This window comes from Nocardiopsis sp. LDBS0036 (assembly GCF_041228755.1).
GTDB classification, from domain to species: domain Bacteria; phylum Actinomycetota; class Actinomycetes; order Streptosporangiales; family Streptosporangiaceae; genus Nocardiopsis; species Nocardiopsis dassonvillei.
On record NZ_CP141103.1, the window covers coordinates 123,605 to 137,779 of the forward strand.

The window sequence follows — 14,175 nt, forward strand, 5'->3', positions numbered from 1 at the left end:
GGGTCAGCACGCGCGTAGCGCCTCGATGACCGGACGTTCGACCGGGGTGGGCCGCCGCGCGTCGAGGTCGAGTTCCCCCAGGGGCAGCAGCGGCGGCTGGGCCATGAAGCGCGGGGCGGCGCCCCGGTGCGGCTGGGCGGCGTGCACGAGGAACGGGTGGCACAGGAAGACGTCCCCGGCCGCGCCGGTGGCCAGTGCCTCGGGGCGGCCCTCGCTGGCCGGGACGGCGGCGCCGCACAGGTCCATGAACTCGCGGCCTTCGTCACCGGCGTCGGCCAGCAGCGGCGGCACGTCGCGGTGCGAGCCCACCCGGATGCGGGTGGGGGCGTCGTCGGGGCCGACGTCGGAGAACAGGAAGAGCATCAGCAGGGCGCGGCCACGCGAGCGGAGGTTGACGCGGGGCTCCCCCCGGGCACCGGCGAACGACGCGTCGAGGTGCCAGCCGGCGTCCCCGGGGTCCTCGTCGCTGGGGAAGCGCACGGGGAAGGTGCCGAGCCCGCCCGGGCGCTGCCAACGGCCCTCGCCCACCAACCGGTCGAACGCCTCGTGCAGCGCGGGGGTGGTGGCGGCCTCCCGGAACGGCGGGTCGTGGTAGCCGCCGAGGCGGACGACCGGCCGGGTCCAGGTGGCGGGGTCGTCGGGCTCGCAGCCGAGGTCGGCCCACAGCCGCTCCCGGCCCCGGTCGGCGAGTTCGCGCGGAAACGCCCCGCGCAGGGCGACGAACCCGTCCTCGACGAAGGCCCTGATGTCGTGATCGGTCAGCATGAACCGGTTCCCCTCTCGTTCACCGGCCACGTTAGGGAGCACTCCGGGGGAGCGACCCGACAATCGCGGTTCGCCTCCGGTCGGGAACTCCGGCCCACGGCCGCTCGCGACACACGGAGTCCGCCCTTCCCCTTGGCCGACCCCCTCGCCGGTCAGGGCGGCGGAGACCCCGTGGCGTACGTCCGGGGCAGGAACGGGTGCTCCTCCGGCGCGTCGATCCTCCGGGAGGCGGCCCGGTGAGCCTGTGATCGGCAGGTCCTGGATAGGACCGCGCCGTCCGTCCAGGATCGGTACCAGGGCCCGAGCGGGACCCGGGAGGGCGTGCGGACGCGTGCTCGCCCACCGCCCCGACGTGCCTTCGCCCACCGCCCCGGAGCGGTCGCGGGCGAACGCCACCGACGCCTTCGCCGGTGGCGCGGCCGTCCGCTCCGGGAGCACCCGCACCGGGACCACCCGCGCGGACCGGGGCCGCCGGACCGACCCGGCGACGGGGACCCGGCGGCGAACCCCAGCCACGACATGAGGGAGAACGACCATGCCACGTCGAACCATCGACATCACCGTGCCCGACCTGACCGGGAGGCGCGCGCTCGTCACCGGCGCCAGCGACGGGATGGGCCTGGCCATGGCCAGGCGCCTGGCCGCCGCGGGCGCCGAGGTGATCATGCCCGTCCGCAACACACGCAAGGGAGAGGACGCGATCACCGCGATCCGGCGGACGGTGCCCCGCGCGAACGTCTCGCTGCGCAGCCTCGACCTGTCCTCCCTCGCCTCGGTCGCCGCCCTCGGCGACACCCTGCGCGGGGAGGGCCTGCCGATCCACATCCTCATCAACAACGCCGGCGTGATGAGACCCCCGAACCAGCAGACCACCACCGACGGCCACGAGCTCCAGTTCGGCACCAACCACCTCGGCCACTTCGCCCTCGTGGGCCACATCCTCCCGCTGCTGCGCGCGGGCCGGGCGCGGGTGACCTCGCAGATCAGCGTCGCCGCGCGCCGCGGCTCCATCAACTGGGACGACCTGAACTGGGAGCGCTCCTACAACGGGATGCGCGCCTACAGCCAGTCCAAGATCGCGTTCGGGCTCTTCGGCCTCGAACTGGACCGCCGCAGCACGGCCCACGGGTGGGGCATCACCAGCAACCTCTCCCACCCCGGGGTGGCCCCGACCAGCCTCCTGGCCGCCCGCCCCGAGATCGGCCGCGGCGAGGACACCCCCCACATCCGCCGGATCCGGGCCCTGTCTGCCCGCGGAATCCTGCTGGGCACCCTCGAAACGTCGAAGCTGCCCGCGCTCATGGCCGCGACCGACCCGGCCGCCAAGCCCGGCGCGCTCTACAGCCCCAGCGGCCTCGGGAGGCTGGGCGGCCCGCCGTCCGAGCAGCGGCTGTACCCGCCGCTGCGCAGCGCCCGGGAGGCCGCGCGCGTCTGGCAGGTCTCCGAGGAGCTGACCAGGGTCTCCTTCCCCGCCGCCGTCTGACCGCCCTGTCCGACCGCCACCGCCTGCCCGACCGCCCCACAACCCACGGAGACCGCATGAGTACCGCCGCCCCCCGCACGCCGAGACCCAGGAGCCCCTGGTGGGTGCTCGTCGGCAGCGGCACCGCCAACGCCGTCGGCCCCCAGATGTACCTGGCCACCATCGGCCTGTTCGTCCTGCCGATCGTGGAGGACACCGGCTTCAGCCGCACGACCGTCACCGGGGCCTTCTCGGTCGCGGCGGTCGGGATGGCGATCGGCCTGGTCATCGTCGCCCAGCTCGTGGACCGCTTCGCCGCGCGGTACATCCTCGTGCCGGGGTTCGTGCTGTTCGCGGCCTCGATGGCGCTGATCGGGCTGGTGCCGCCGGTCGAGTGGGTCTACCTCGTCCCGTGCTTCTTCGTGGGCTTCTTCGGGGCCGGGACGGCCGTGCCCGCCACCAGGGCGGTGGTGAGCTGGTTCGACAACAACCGCGCCCTCGCCGTCGGAGTGGTGACGGGCATCATCGGGCTGGGCTCGGCCCTGGCCCCGCTGCTGGCCGGAGCACTCATCGAAGGCGTCGGATGGCGGACGGCCTACGGCCTCATGGCGCTGATCTCGGTCCTGGTGTCGGTCACGATGGTCACCCTGTTCGTGCGCGCCCGCGCCGAACGGCACGTGCGCGGACGACTCGTCCGGGAGGCCCGGGTGGAGGGCCGCGAGGTCAGCCTCGAACTCCCCGGCCTGACGGTCGGCGAGGCGGTCCGCACCCGGCAGTTCTGGGGCATCGCGCTCGGGCTGGGCCTGGTCGGGGTCGTCGTCTACGGCCTCCAGGTCCACCTCGTGCCGATGATGACCGACCGCGGGCTGAGCGCCGACCAGGCCGCCACCCTGCTGGTCGTCTTCGGACTCGCCTCGCTGGTGGGCCGGGTGGCGGGCGGCCTCATCCTCGACCGGGTGCACGCGTGCGTCATCGGTCCGATCGTGATGATCGCCCCCATCGCCGGGATGTTCTTCCTGGAGCCGCCGTTCGGTGCCGCGGCCGTCGCGGTCGCCTTCATCGGCGTCGCCTTCGGCATCGAGGGCGACCTGCTCGCCCTGCTCATCACCCGCTACCTGGGCACGCGCTACTTCGGCCGCATCCTGGGCCTGGTCCAGGCCGCGTTCCTCCTGGGCAGCGCGCTGGGGCCGCTGCTCCTCGGGCTGGGGTACGACCTGCTGGGCTCCTACGACCCCGTCATCCCCGTCCTGATGGGCGTCCTCGTCGTCGGCGCGGTCCTCATCGCGACCCTGGGCCGCTACGTCTACCCCGCCGTCAACGGCTTCGACCGCCTCGCCGCCCGTGACGAACTCGCCGCCTCCGAGGTGCTGAGCGACATCGCCGGGAGCGGCGACGCCCACGGCTCCCCGGACAGGCCGCGGGCCCGGGCACACGGCTGAGCGGCCCGAGAACGGCACACCAACCGGGCCGCCGCGGGTCCGGGGACCGTGATCCCGTCCCGTCCCGTCCGCCCGGGCCGGAACCCGTGGGCACACCACCCGGCCCGGGCGGACGGCCGACACCCGACTGCCAACCCGACTGCCAACACCAGACCGCCAAGGAGAGAGCATGACCGAGCAGAGCCCGTGGCCGACGCGGAGGGCGGGGCGGCAGACCGTCCTGGCCCAGTTCGGCCAGGCCCGAGCCGACCTGATGCAGTGGGCGCTGACCACCGGTGACGTGCTCGCCGACGCGGTCGTCGCCGAGATGCACGAGATCGGGATGCCACAGGCCAGGCCCGTGGTGAACAAGGGCATCCGGGAGGGCCTGACCTCCCTCACCGACCCGCCCCCGGCACTGGAGGCGCTGCTGCGGCAGACCGAGAGCCCGCCCGGCTACGTGGACGACGCCCTGCTCGACCAGGGCCCCATGCCGTTCTACACCTCGCCGCCGCCGGTGCACATCATCGCGCTCAACGCGGGCTCCCTGATCCGGGTCTACGAGTCGCCGTCGATCTCCGAGGTGCTGACGACGACGGGTCGGCTGGTCGAGTCCGCGCAGCGGCGCATCCAGGAGACCGGGGCTTGGCTCACCCGGACCATGCTGCCCGGCAGCCTCCGCGTCGGACAGCCGGGTTACGTGGCGACCCTGGAGGTGCGGATACTGCACGCGCACATGCGAAGGCTCGCGCTGAACCGCGGCTACGACAGCTCGGCGGACGGCTGCCCGATCAACCAGGTCGACCTGGGGCGGACCTGGATGGACTTCACCCTGACCGCCTACACCGCCGAAGAACTTCTCGGGTTCGGGCTGAGCAGCCGCGAGCAGGCCGACCTGTACCGCTACTGGTGGTACGTCGCCCACCTGCTGGGGATCGACGCGCGCCTGGTCGAGGGGATCACGGGCAACGAGGCCGCCGCACGCCTGGACGCCGTGTTCCAGGCCGTGACCGGACCGGCAACGGAGGAGTCGGCCGTGCTGGCGGACGCGACGCTGGCCTCGGCGACCTCCGCCCTGCACGCGATGCTCAAGGTTCCCGGCGAGCTGGCCCGACCGGCGCTGAACGCGATCGCCCGCCGCATCCACGGCGACGGAGCGTGCCAGGACCTGCGGATACCTCCGGCCCCGATCGCCGACGCGTGGCTGGGCCCGGTGCTGTCCGGGTTCGCGCTGGCGCGCGAACACCGCCGCAGGGACCCGAGGCGATGGCAGGCCGCGATCGACCAGAACCTGGCGGCCGCCCGCGAGCTGGTGGCCAGGCCCGGCCAGCCGACCGCCTACCAGCGCGGCGCCACCGGCGCCGAGGACTGAGGGGTCGGCCGCGAGTACGGGCGTTAGGGGCCGGAGGGGTTCCAGCAGACCAAGGGGCCGGTGTTCGGCACCGACACTGTCGGCCCCGGTGGGTACCGCTGACGGAAGCGGGGCGGTCCGCGAACTACTGCTGGCGGGGGTCCTGGTTCCAGGAGCCGTGCTGCGGTGGCTGCTGCCCGTAGGGCTGCTGCGGGTACTGCTGGGGCGGGTAGTAGCCCTGGTTCACCTGATGGTGCGGATGGTGGGTGTACTGCTGGGCATGCCCCTGACCGGCGGCCTGGGCGTGGAACGCGAAGAACCACCGGGACACGGGCCGGTGCAGCAGGACCGCTCCGGTGATGGCCAGGGGGAACAGGAGCAGCGCCCAGAGGACGCTGTTTCCGCCGAGCAGCATCATGGACTGCAGCACGATCTGGATGATGAGGACGACCTTGGCCATGGTCCGGGCCCAGGAACGGCCGCGGGTGACGGGGAACGCCGCCACCGCCATGAGCACGCCGATGACGGTGTGGGGCAGCGAGGCGCCGAACGCGTACCCGGGATCGACGCCGAACATGGGCGCGGTGGTCATGTTGATGACGAGCACGGCCAACGAGATGGCGGCGGAGCTCCAGAGCACCGCGGCCAGGCCGCGTACCGGCCCGGGGACGGGGATCCGCTCCGGGAACGCGGTCGGGCCTTGCTGTGGGGGCTGGGGTCGCATGGGGGCCTTTGCTGGCGGGGGAGAGGCGGGCCGGAGAACGGCGGGGCAGGAGTCCGCCACGGTCGGCTCATACCGTGCCCCGTATGGCGGGTCTCCACGGCGGCGGAGCCGTCGAAGCGGAACCAGAACGTAGTTTAGTGTCCGTTCCGACACGCATCGTGGCGGATCTCCTGGCCACATGTGGCCGTGTGCGCTTCCGTCGCGCCCGGGGTGGCCCCGCCTGGTGTACGACGGCCCCGCCCGGCGCCCGTGGTCCCGAGCGGGGACGCGGGCGTCCGAGTGGGCCGGGCCCCGCTCCGGAACCGGGAGCGCTGCGCCGCCGGGGGCGGGAACCAGGAGGGGGCCGCCGAGGGCCGCCCGCGCGAGGTCCCCGGCGGTCCGGCGGGCGCGGGCCCGCCACCGGAGCCGGACCGCCCCGGGTGCCACCGCCTGGGAGGGGTCACCTCGCAGCCGGGGTCGGCGGTGACGGAGGCGTGTCCAGTCCCGGTTCCTTCCCCCGGTCCGGATCGAGACCGGGCTCGGCTCCAGTACCGGCCCCGGGGGCCGCAGCGCCGGAACGGTAGCGCTCGTCCTCGCGGAGCCAGCGCACCAGGGAGGCGGCGACCAGGCTCAGGATGAAGATCAGCGGGAAGGCGGTCACGACCGACAGGGTCTGCAACGCGTCGGTGCCTCCGGCCGACATCACCGAGACCGACACCGCGGCCAGGACGATCGCCCAGAGCACGCGGTTGGCCCGGGAGGGCTCGACCTCGTTGGGCAGGTCACGGGAGGTGGCAGAGCCCATGATGTAGGACGCGGAGTCCAGCGTGGTGGCCAGGAAGACCAGCAACAGCAGCAGGAACAGCGGGGTGATGATCCAGCTGAGCGGGAACGCCTCCAGCGTGGCGAAGATGGCCGGGACCGCGCCCTCGGCCTCCAGGGTGTCGACGATGGGCGCCTGTCCGCTCAGCTCGAAGGCCATGCTGGAGTTGCCGAGCAGCGCGAACGAGAGCCAGCAGCCCAGGCTGCCGAAGCCGCACATGCCGACGATGATCTGCCGGACGGTGCGCCCCTTGGAGATCTTGGCGCAGAACATGCCGACGAAGGGTCCGTAGGAGATCCACCAGCCCCAGTAGAAGACCGTCCAGATCTCCTCGAAGCCGGACCCGCCGACCGGATCGGTGTAGGTGCTCATCCGCACGATGTTCTGGGCGAGCATGCCGACGCTGTTGGTGAAGGTGTCGATGACGAAGACCGCCGGGCCCAGCACCAGGACCAGGACGCCCAGGGCGGCGGCCAGGTAGAGGTTGAGGTTGGCCAGGCGCTTGAGGCCGCGGTGCAGGCCCAGGGCGACGCTGCCCCCGAACAGCACGGTCCACAGGCCGATGACGATGGTGTTGAGGGTGGGGCCCGGCTCGAAGCCCAGCATGCGGGAGGCGCCCTCGGCGACGGTGGGCACGGCCAGGGCCAGCGAGGTCCCCGCCGCCCCGATCATCCCGAGGATGAAGAAGACGTCGATCAGGCGCCCCGGCCAGCGGTCGACGCGGTCGCCGAGCACCCCGCGGCAGGCCTCGCTCAGGCGCAGGCGGCGGATTCTACGCACGTGGTAGGCGTAGGCCAGGGCCAGGGTCGGTACGCAGAAGACCGCCCAGGCGGTGGGACCCCAGTGGAAGAGGGGGTAGGTGGCCGACCACTCGGCGGCCTCTGCGCTGTGCGGTTCGAGTTGGAACGGGGGATCCACGTGGTAGTGCGCCCACTCGATGATCCCCCAGTACATGAGGCCGCCGCCGATCGCGGCGGTGAAGATCATCGCGAGCCAGGTGGGGGTGGAGAACTCGGGGCGGTCGTCGGGGCCGCCCATCCTGATGCGGCCGTACCTGCTGAAGAGCAGCCAGACGAGCAGTACCGCGAGTGCGGCGACGAACCACATGTACACCCAGCCCAGGTCGGACTGGAGCCGGGACAGGACCTCGCCGAGCAGGCGTTCACCCGTCTGCGGCGCGATCACGAACGGCGCGCTGAAGCCGATCACCATGATCAGCGCGGGCCAGAAGACTGTTTTGTCGATGTTCCAGCGGATAGCTCGGGTCACCTCCGGGGTCGAGGGCGTGGGCTATCCAGTTACTACTGTGTTGCGCTTGACTAATCAACCAGTCAGAATCGCCTCACCGCTGTTCTCGGTCCACCGCTGTGCGCTGCCGTTATGAGGAAAAGCGTTTGGTGGCAAGGGTTTCCTGGGTAGTGGGGCGCTCGGGCCGATGCCTCTGTAACGAAGTGACAACCACATCCGCGTTGCGAAAATCGCCATCGTGCTGTTACGTTCCCACCGTGAGCGACAACGTGGCCGACGACGTGCGCGGCAGGGCCCGCGAGGCGATCCGCCGATCCGGCCTCTCCCAGCGCCAGTTCGCGACCAGACTCGGCATCGACCCCAGCAAACTCTCCAAGTCCCTGACCGGCACCCGGCGCTTCACCGCCCTGGAACTGGCCGGTATCGCCGACGAGACCGGGGTGACGGTCAACTGGCTGCTCAACGGCAAGGACGACGCGGAGACGGTCTCGGCGGTACCGCGCGACTCGTCGGCGGTACGGCCGACCTCCGCGAGCCTGGCGGGCCACCCCGCGGCCGCCCGGGAGCACAGCCGCAGGCTCCAGATCATCGAGGCCGCGTGGACCCTCATCGCCGAACGCGGCCTCCACTCGGTCCGCGTCGCCCAGATCGCCCAGGCCTGCGGGACGTCCAGCGCCACCGTCCACTACTACTTCCCGACCCTCAACGACCTGCTGGTGGAGGCGCTGCGCCACTCGGTGAAGCAGGCCTTCGACCGCCAGGTCGCGGGGCTGCACACCATCGAGGACCCCTACGAACGCCTCCTGCGGCTCATCGAACTCCAGCTCCCCGACTCCGAGCGCCTGCGGCTGGAGTGGTCGATCTGGCTCCAGGTGTGGACGGCGGCGGCGCTGGACCCGCGGATGCGCGGGCTGCACACCGACTCCTACCTGCGCTGGCACGAGACCATCGCCCGCACCCTGCGCGAGGGCAGGGAGAGCGGGGTCTTCGCCGACTTCGACGTCGAGGAGATGACCAGACGCCTCACCGCCCTCATCGACGGCATGGGCATCCAGGTCATGACCGGGATGCCCGGGCGGTCGGTCGCCCACATGCGTGACACCCTGCGCTCGGTCATCGACAGCGACGTCCTGGGCCGTCGCGGCGCCCCGGGGGACGGCGATATCCCGGGCGGCAGTGGCGCCCCGGGGGACTGAGCCAGCCCGCATTCGACCCGGCCCGTACCCGCCCCGGCCCCCTCCGGAGCCCTCACCTCGGTTCCGCGCGCCCGAAAACGCCCCCTCCGGCCCCGGGGGCCGCCCGTCCACAGCATCCGCAACACCGCACACACACGGAGACGGAGCACCGCCATGAGCGACACCATGAACCCCAAACCCATCCTGACCTGCGCCCTCACCGGCGCCGGGGACACCGTCGGCCGCAGCGAGCACGTGCCGGTGACGCCCGAGCAGATCGCCGCCGCCGCGGTCGAGGCCGCCGAGGCCGGTGCCAGCGTGGTGCACATCCACGTCCGCGACCCCGAGACGGGCGCCCCCTCCCGCGACAACGCCCTCTACCGGGAGGTCGTCGACCGCATCCGCCAGACCGGCGTGGACATCGTCATCAACCTCACCGCGGGCATGGGCGGCGACCTGGTGATCGGCCAGGAGGACCCGCTCGAGTTCGAGGAGGGCACCGACCTCGTCAACGGCCTGGACCGCCTGCCGCACGTGGAGGAACTGCTGCCCGACATCTGCACCCTGGACTGCGGCAGCCTGAACTTCGGTGACGGGAGCCAGGTGTACATCTCCACCCCGGACATGCTGCGCGCGGGCGCCAGGCGCATCCAGGAACTCGGGGTCCGCCCGGAGCTGGAGATCTTCGACACCGGCCAGCTGTGGTTCGCCAAGACCATGCACGCCGAGGGCCTCATCGACGACCCGTCGCTGTTCCAGCTGTGCACCGGCATCCCCTACGGGGCGCCCTCCGACCCGGGCGTCCTCCAGTCGATGGTGAACCTGCTCCCCGAGGGCGCGCAGTGGGCGAGCTTCTCCATCGGCCGCAAGCAGATGCCGTGGGTGGCGCAGTCGGTGCTGCTCGGCGGGCACGCCCGGGTGGGGCTGGAGGACAACCTCTACCTCAGCCGCGGGGTGAAGGCCACCAACGGCCAGCTCACCGAGAAGGCCGTCAACATCATCGAGCAGCTCGGCGCCCGGGTGGCCACACCGGACGAGACCCGCGCCATGCTCGGGCTCCGCCGCGCCGCCTGACCACCGCCCCACACGAACCGCCGACCACACGAGGAGCACGATGACGGAGAACGCGAGAACCACCCCCGAGGCCGTGCGCACGGTCGCCTGCGTCGGAGCGGGTGTCATCGGGGGCGGCTGGGTGGCCCACTTCCTGGGCCGCGGCTACCGGGTGGTCGCCTGGGACCCCGCCCCGGACGCCGAGAGCAGGCTGCGCGGGCTGGTCTCCTCGGCCTGGCCCGCCCTGGAGGAGCTGGGCCCGGCCGAGGGGGCCTCCATGGCGAACCTGCGGGTCGTGGACACGCTCGCTGAGGCCGTGGCCGACGCGGACTTCGTCCAGGAGAGCGCCCCGGAGCGCCTGGACCTGAAGATCGACCTGCTGGCCGAGATCGACGCCGCCACCCCCGAGGGCGTGGTCATCGCCTCGTCCACCTCCGGCTACAGCATGAGCGAGATGCAGGTGGGGGCCCGCACACCGGGGCGGCTCGTGGTCGGACACCCGTTCAACCCGCCCTACCTGGTGCCCCTGGTCGAGGTGGTCGGCGGCGAGCGCAGCGAGCGGTGGGCCGTCGACTGGGCCTCGGACTTCTACCGCGCCGCGGGCAAGTCGGTGATCACCATGGAGCGGGAGCTGCCGGGGTTCATCGGCAACCGGATCCAGGAGGCCGCCTGGCGCGAGGCCCTGCACATGGTCGCCGAGGGGGAGGCCACCGTCGAGCAGATCGACCTGGCGATGACCAGCGGCCCCGGGCTGCGCTGGGCCTTCTTCGGCCCCTGCCTGACCTTCCACCTGGCCGGGGGAGAGGGCGGCATGGCGCACATGCTCGACCACTTCGGCCCGTCCCTGAAGTCCCCGTGGACCCGCCTGGAGGCGCCCGAACTCACCGCCGGACTGCGCGACCGCATGGTCGCGGGCACGGACGAGGTCGTGGCCGGGCGCTCCACCGCCGAACTGATCGCCCAGCGCGACCGCCGCCTGATCGCGGTGGCCCGCGCGCTGGAGGAGGTCGAACGCGCCGAGGCCGCCGAGCGGGCGGGGGCGGACGCGTGAGCGCGACGCTCACCCAGCGGCTGCGGCCCGAGTGGATCGACTACAACGGCCACCTCAGCGAGGCCTACTACGTCCTGGTCTTCGGGTTCGCGACGGACGCGCTGATGGACCGGGTCGGCTTGGACGCCGCCTACCGCGAGCGGTCCGGCCGCTCGCTGTACACGGTGGAGGCGCACGTGCGCTACCTGCGCGAGGTCGCCGCGGACGACGAGGTCGAGGTCCGCACCCGGGTGGTCGGTCCGGGCCCGGACCGACCCGGCGCCAGGAAGGTGCGGATCTGCCACGAGATGCGGGTCGGCGACGCCTTGGTGGCGACCGAGGAGCTGATGGCGCTCCACGTCGACCAGGCGCTGGGCCGGGCGGTCCCCTTCCCGGAGGAGGCCGCCGCACGCCTGGCCGCCCTCGCCGAACCCGCGCCCGACTACGCGGGCCGCGCCGTCGGGGGGTAGCCCGCCGTCGGCCCGCGGGCGTCGAGTCCGACGACCATGCCGCGTCCGGCGAAGAACCCCCCGAAGGTCTGCGGCGCCAGGGCCGCGGACCGGGAGGCGGGGGTGTGGCCCGGGCGTCCCCCGCGTCGGCGGGGACCGGCTCGGCGTCAGCGCCGACGCGCGGGCACCCGGTCGTCGTGGGCGGCCGGGTGCTCCGCTGGCGGTCCCCCGTCCGCTGACGCTTCGGGATCAGCCCGTGAGCATGCGGGGGACGATGTAGACGAGTTCGAAGGCCTCGTAGGCCGCGCCGACGACGAACAGCGCCAGCGCGGGCAGACCCAACCAGCCGGCCTGCCGGAGGCCGTGGAGGTAGCCGCGGCGGCGGTCGGGGGCGCCGACCGCCGCGGGGCGCAGCCAGGCCCTCCCGAGGAGGTAGGCGCCGAGCATGAGCAGGGCGTAGGCCTGGAACTCGATGACGAGCGTGAGCGAGTGCGGGATCATCAGCGTGGCCGTGGTCGCGTCGAGGGGTGCGAGGATCACGCCGGTCTCGTACGCCTTGTAGGCGAAGAGGGGGATTCCGGCGAAGGGCACGATCATCGAGGGCAGCATGATCCTCAGCAGGGCGACGGTCAGCACGTTGACCCCGAAGATGGTCAGACCGAACAGCCAGGGGTTCGCGAACAGCTCCCCCACCAGGTCGGCCGTCCCGTCCTCCTGCTGGGAGCCGACCTGGGCGGCGTTCAGTTCGGGGAAGGCCAGGGCCGCCCCCACGCCGACGAGGAAGACGCCGTAGGCGATCGCGTTCATCACGAGGTAGGCGCCGAGGTTCGCGCGGATGATCCGGAAGGGCTCGCGAAGGCTTCGCATGTGTCTGGCTCCGTGTTCGATGGGGCTGTTTCGATGGGGTCGGGTGAGCCGCCGGGGCTCGCGGTACTCGGTGCCGCGCCGCGCGAACGCGCGCCCCGCGGCGTCGGCGTTCAGCCGCTGCCGTCCAGCAGCGCGTTCCAGCGCAGCCGGGTGGCCCGCTCCACGCTGGAGGCCGAGGCGCACAGCCCGAGCGCGACGTTGAGCCACAGCGGCAGGTCGACGGGTGAGGTGAAGGCGCCGAAGCGCTCGGCCACCGGCGGCACCCGCGAGACCGCCTCGACGACTTGGGGGACGACGAGAAGGATCGGCACGACCAGCAGGACCAGAGACACCGCCCTGACCAGGCGGCCCAACGCCGGGCGCTCGCGGTCGAGGCGGGCGCGGCGGCCCTCCGCCGAGCGTTCGTCCGGAACGAGCTGGCGCTCGTCGCCCCCGGCGGTCACGTGGTGGCAGCGTTTGAGCCCGAAGGCCGTCGACTCCACCTCGACCACCCCTCCCGGCACCGGGAAGACCGCCGGGAGCGTGGACTCCAGGTGGTGCCTGCCGTCCAGGTAGAGGTGGGCCCTGCCCTTGCCGTCCTCGGTCATGACCCGCTGCCAGTAGGGCACGTCGACGGAGTAGACCGCGCGCTGTCCGCCTCCGTCGGTCAGGGGCAGGTGGAACAGGGCGCGCGAGAGCGGCTGCCACCAGCGGAAGCGTTTGAGCGGACGGCCGTCGCCGTCCCTGATCCGCTTGGCCGCCTCGCGCCGTCTGCGTTCCTTGATCACTTCGGGCTCCCTGTCCGCTCGTGAGGGCCGGTGGCCGACCCGACGCGGTATCGCGACCGCCGCGTGCCCGTCGCCGCTGGGGCGCACCTGGCATGCCCGGTCGCGAACCGGTCACGATCGGCACTCGTGCCCATTCCAGAGGCTGCCCTCGGGGCAGGGTCAAGCCCGGGAGCCGTCCCGCGTCGAAGACGCGGGGCGAACGGGGGCGAACGAGGGGGCGCCGCTTGACCCTGCCCCCGGGGCAGGGTGTGGACTGTGTGTCCGCGTGGGGCGTGACGCCGCCCGCGGTCGCGGCGGAGGAGGAGGCATCGCGTGGCCTGGAGTACTCAGCAGCTTGCCGAGCTCGCCAACACGACGGTCAAGGCCGTCCGGTACTACCACGAGGTCGGCCTGCTGGACGTGCCGGAGCGGACGGCGAACGGATACAAGCAGTACCAGGTCTCCCACCTGGTCCGTCTGCTCCAGATCAAGCGGTTGAGCGATCTGGGCGTCCCGTTGTCGGAGGTGGCGTCGATGGGACGGGCGGACGAGGACCCGGACGAGGCGATCCGCGTGCTGGACAAGGAGCTGGAGGCGACGGTCGACCGGCTCAACCGCGTGCGGGCGGAGCTGGCCGTCATCCTGCGCCACCGCGCACCGGCCTACGTTCCCCCCGCGTTCGCGCCGGTCTCCCACGAGCTCTCCGACCGGCAGCGATCACTGCTGATGGTCTACTCGACCGTTCTCAGCGAGAGGTCCGTCGAGAAGTTCCGCGAGCTGATCAGCGACCCCGACGAGACGGACGAGGAGTTCGAGGCCCTGCCCGAGGACGCGGACGACGCCGCGATCGACCGCCTCGCCGCGCGCATGCTGCCGGTCGTGCGCAGACGGAGTGAGGAGAACCCGTGGTCGGCCGACCCCGCCGCCGACGCGCCGGGCGGCGCGGAGCGCGCCGAACGCACGATGGCCGAGGCCATGGCGCAGTTGTACAACCCCGCGCAGCTGCGGGTGCTCAAGCATCTGAGCGCCCTCCTTCGGGAGGGGGTTCCGGACGGGGGCGGCGACGCGCCCTGACGCGGCGCCGA

General features: G+C 72.6%; 13 protein-coding genes. 8 read left to right on the top strand and 5 right to left on the bottom strand.

The window, feature by feature from the left end; all coding sequences use genetic code 11:
* Positions 1-3 precede the first annotated feature (3 nt).
* Positions 4-765, bottom strand: coding sequence for a phytanoyl-CoA dioxygenase family protein (locus UIS43_RS00385; RefSeq protein ID WP_071621778.1), 762 nt, complete (start codon positions 763-765; stop codon positions 4-6).
* A gap of 535 nt (positions 766-1,300) precedes the next feature.
* Between UIS43_RS00385 and UIS43_RS00390 the strand changes: the two genes are divergently transcribed.
* The 3 genes from UIS43_RS00390 (at position 1,301) to UIS43_RS00400 (ending at position 5,017) form a co-directional block, all read left to right on the top strand.
* A complete protein-coding gene (locus tag UIS43_RS00390; protein WP_071621779.1) occupies positions 1,301-2,248 on the top strand; it encodes an SDR family oxidoreductase in 948 nt (315 codons plus the stop codon).
* 56 nt (positions 2,249-2,304) lie between these two features.
* The gene (locus tag UIS43_RS00395; RefSeq protein WP_232238649.1) at positions 2,305-3,666 is read left to right on the top strand and encodes an MFS transporter; all 1,362 of its coding nucleotides are present in this window, start codon (positions 2,305-2,307) and stop codon (positions 3,664-3,666) included.
* A gap of 169 nt (positions 3,667-3,835) precedes the next feature.
* The gene (locus UIS43_RS00400) at positions 3,836-5,017 is read left to right on the top strand and encodes an oxygenase MpaB family protein (RefSeq protein ID WP_071621781.1); all 1,182 of its coding nucleotides are present in this window, start codon (positions 3,836-3,838) and stop codon (positions 5,015-5,017) included.
* Positions 5,018-5,141: 124 nt separating this feature from the next.
* Here UIS43_RS00400 and UIS43_RS00405 read toward each other — a convergent pair whose 3' ends face one another.
* Both UIS43_RS00405 and UIS43_RS00410 read right to left on the bottom strand, forming a co-directional pair.
* Positions 5,142-5,720 (bottom strand): hypothetical protein, encoded by a 579-nt coding sequence (locus UIS43_RS00405; RefSeq protein ID WP_370012151.1) that lies wholly within the window; start codon positions 5,718-5,720, stop codon positions 5,142-5,144.
* 439 nt (positions 5,721-6,159) lie between these two features.
* Positions 6,160-7,791 carry a BCCT family transporter gene (locus UIS43_RS00410; RefSeq protein WP_117199448.1) on the bottom strand — a complete coding sequence of 544 codons (1,632 nt, stop codon included), beginning with the start codon at positions 7,789-7,791 and terminating at the stop codon, positions 6,160-6,162.
* Between the two features lie 236 nt (positions 7,792-8,027).
* On the opposite strand from UIS43_RS00410, the gene UIS43_RS00415 reads away from it, so the two are divergent.
* The 4 genes from UIS43_RS00415 to UIS43_RS00430 all read left to right on the top strand — a co-directional run bounded on the left by UIS43_RS00415 (position 8,028) and on the right by UIS43_RS00430 (position 11,498).
* Positions 8,028-8,966 (top strand): TetR/AcrR family transcriptional regulator, encoded by a 939-nt coding sequence (locus UIS43_RS00415; RefSeq protein WP_041552485.1) that lies wholly within the window; start codon positions 8,028-8,030, stop codon positions 8,964-8,966.
* A gap of 153 nt (positions 8,967-9,119) precedes the next feature.
* Positions 9,120-10,019: a 3-keto-5-aminohexanoate cleavage protein gene (locus UIS43_RS00420; RefSeq protein WP_071621784.1), complete on the top strand. Its 900-nt coding sequence runs from the start codon at positions 9,120-9,122 to the stop codon at positions 10,017-10,019.
* A gap of 40 nt (positions 10,020-10,059) precedes the next feature.
* Positions 10,060-11,049 (top strand): 3-hydroxyacyl-CoA dehydrogenase NAD-binding domain-containing protein, encoded by a 990-nt coding sequence (locus tag UIS43_RS00425; protein ID WP_013152380.1) that lies wholly within the window; start codon positions 10,060-10,062, stop codon positions 11,047-11,049.
* On the top strand, positions 11,046-11,498 hold the full coding sequence (locus UIS43_RS00430) for a thioesterase family protein (protein WP_013152381.1): 453 nt from the start codon (positions 11,046-11,048) through the stop codon (positions 11,496-11,498). Before UIS43_RS00425 ends, UIS43_RS00430 begins: the two co-directional genes overlap by 4 nt.
* A gap of 228 nt (positions 11,499-11,726) precedes the next feature.
* On the opposite strand, the gene UIS43_RS00435 is transcribed toward UIS43_RS00430, so the two are convergent.
* Positions 11,727-12,344: a hypothetical protein gene (locus UIS43_RS00435; RefSeq protein ID WP_013152382.1), complete on the bottom strand. Its 618-nt coding sequence runs from the start codon at positions 12,342-12,344 to the stop codon at positions 11,727-11,729.
* Between the two features lie 110 nt (positions 12,345-12,454).
* A complete protein-coding gene (locus tag UIS43_RS00440) occupies positions 12,455-13,111 on the bottom strand; it encodes a hypothetical protein (protein ID WP_013152383.1) in 657 nt (218 codons plus the stop codon).
* 312 nt (positions 13,112-13,423) lie between these two features.
* On the opposite strand from UIS43_RS00440, the gene UIS43_RS00445 reads away from it, so the two are divergent.
* On the top strand, positions 13,424-14,164 hold the full coding sequence (locus UIS43_RS00445; RefSeq protein WP_370012152.1) for a MerR family transcriptional regulator: 741 nt from the start codon (positions 13,424-13,426) through the stop codon (positions 14,162-14,164).
* Positions 14,165-14,175 lie beyond the last annotated feature (11 nt).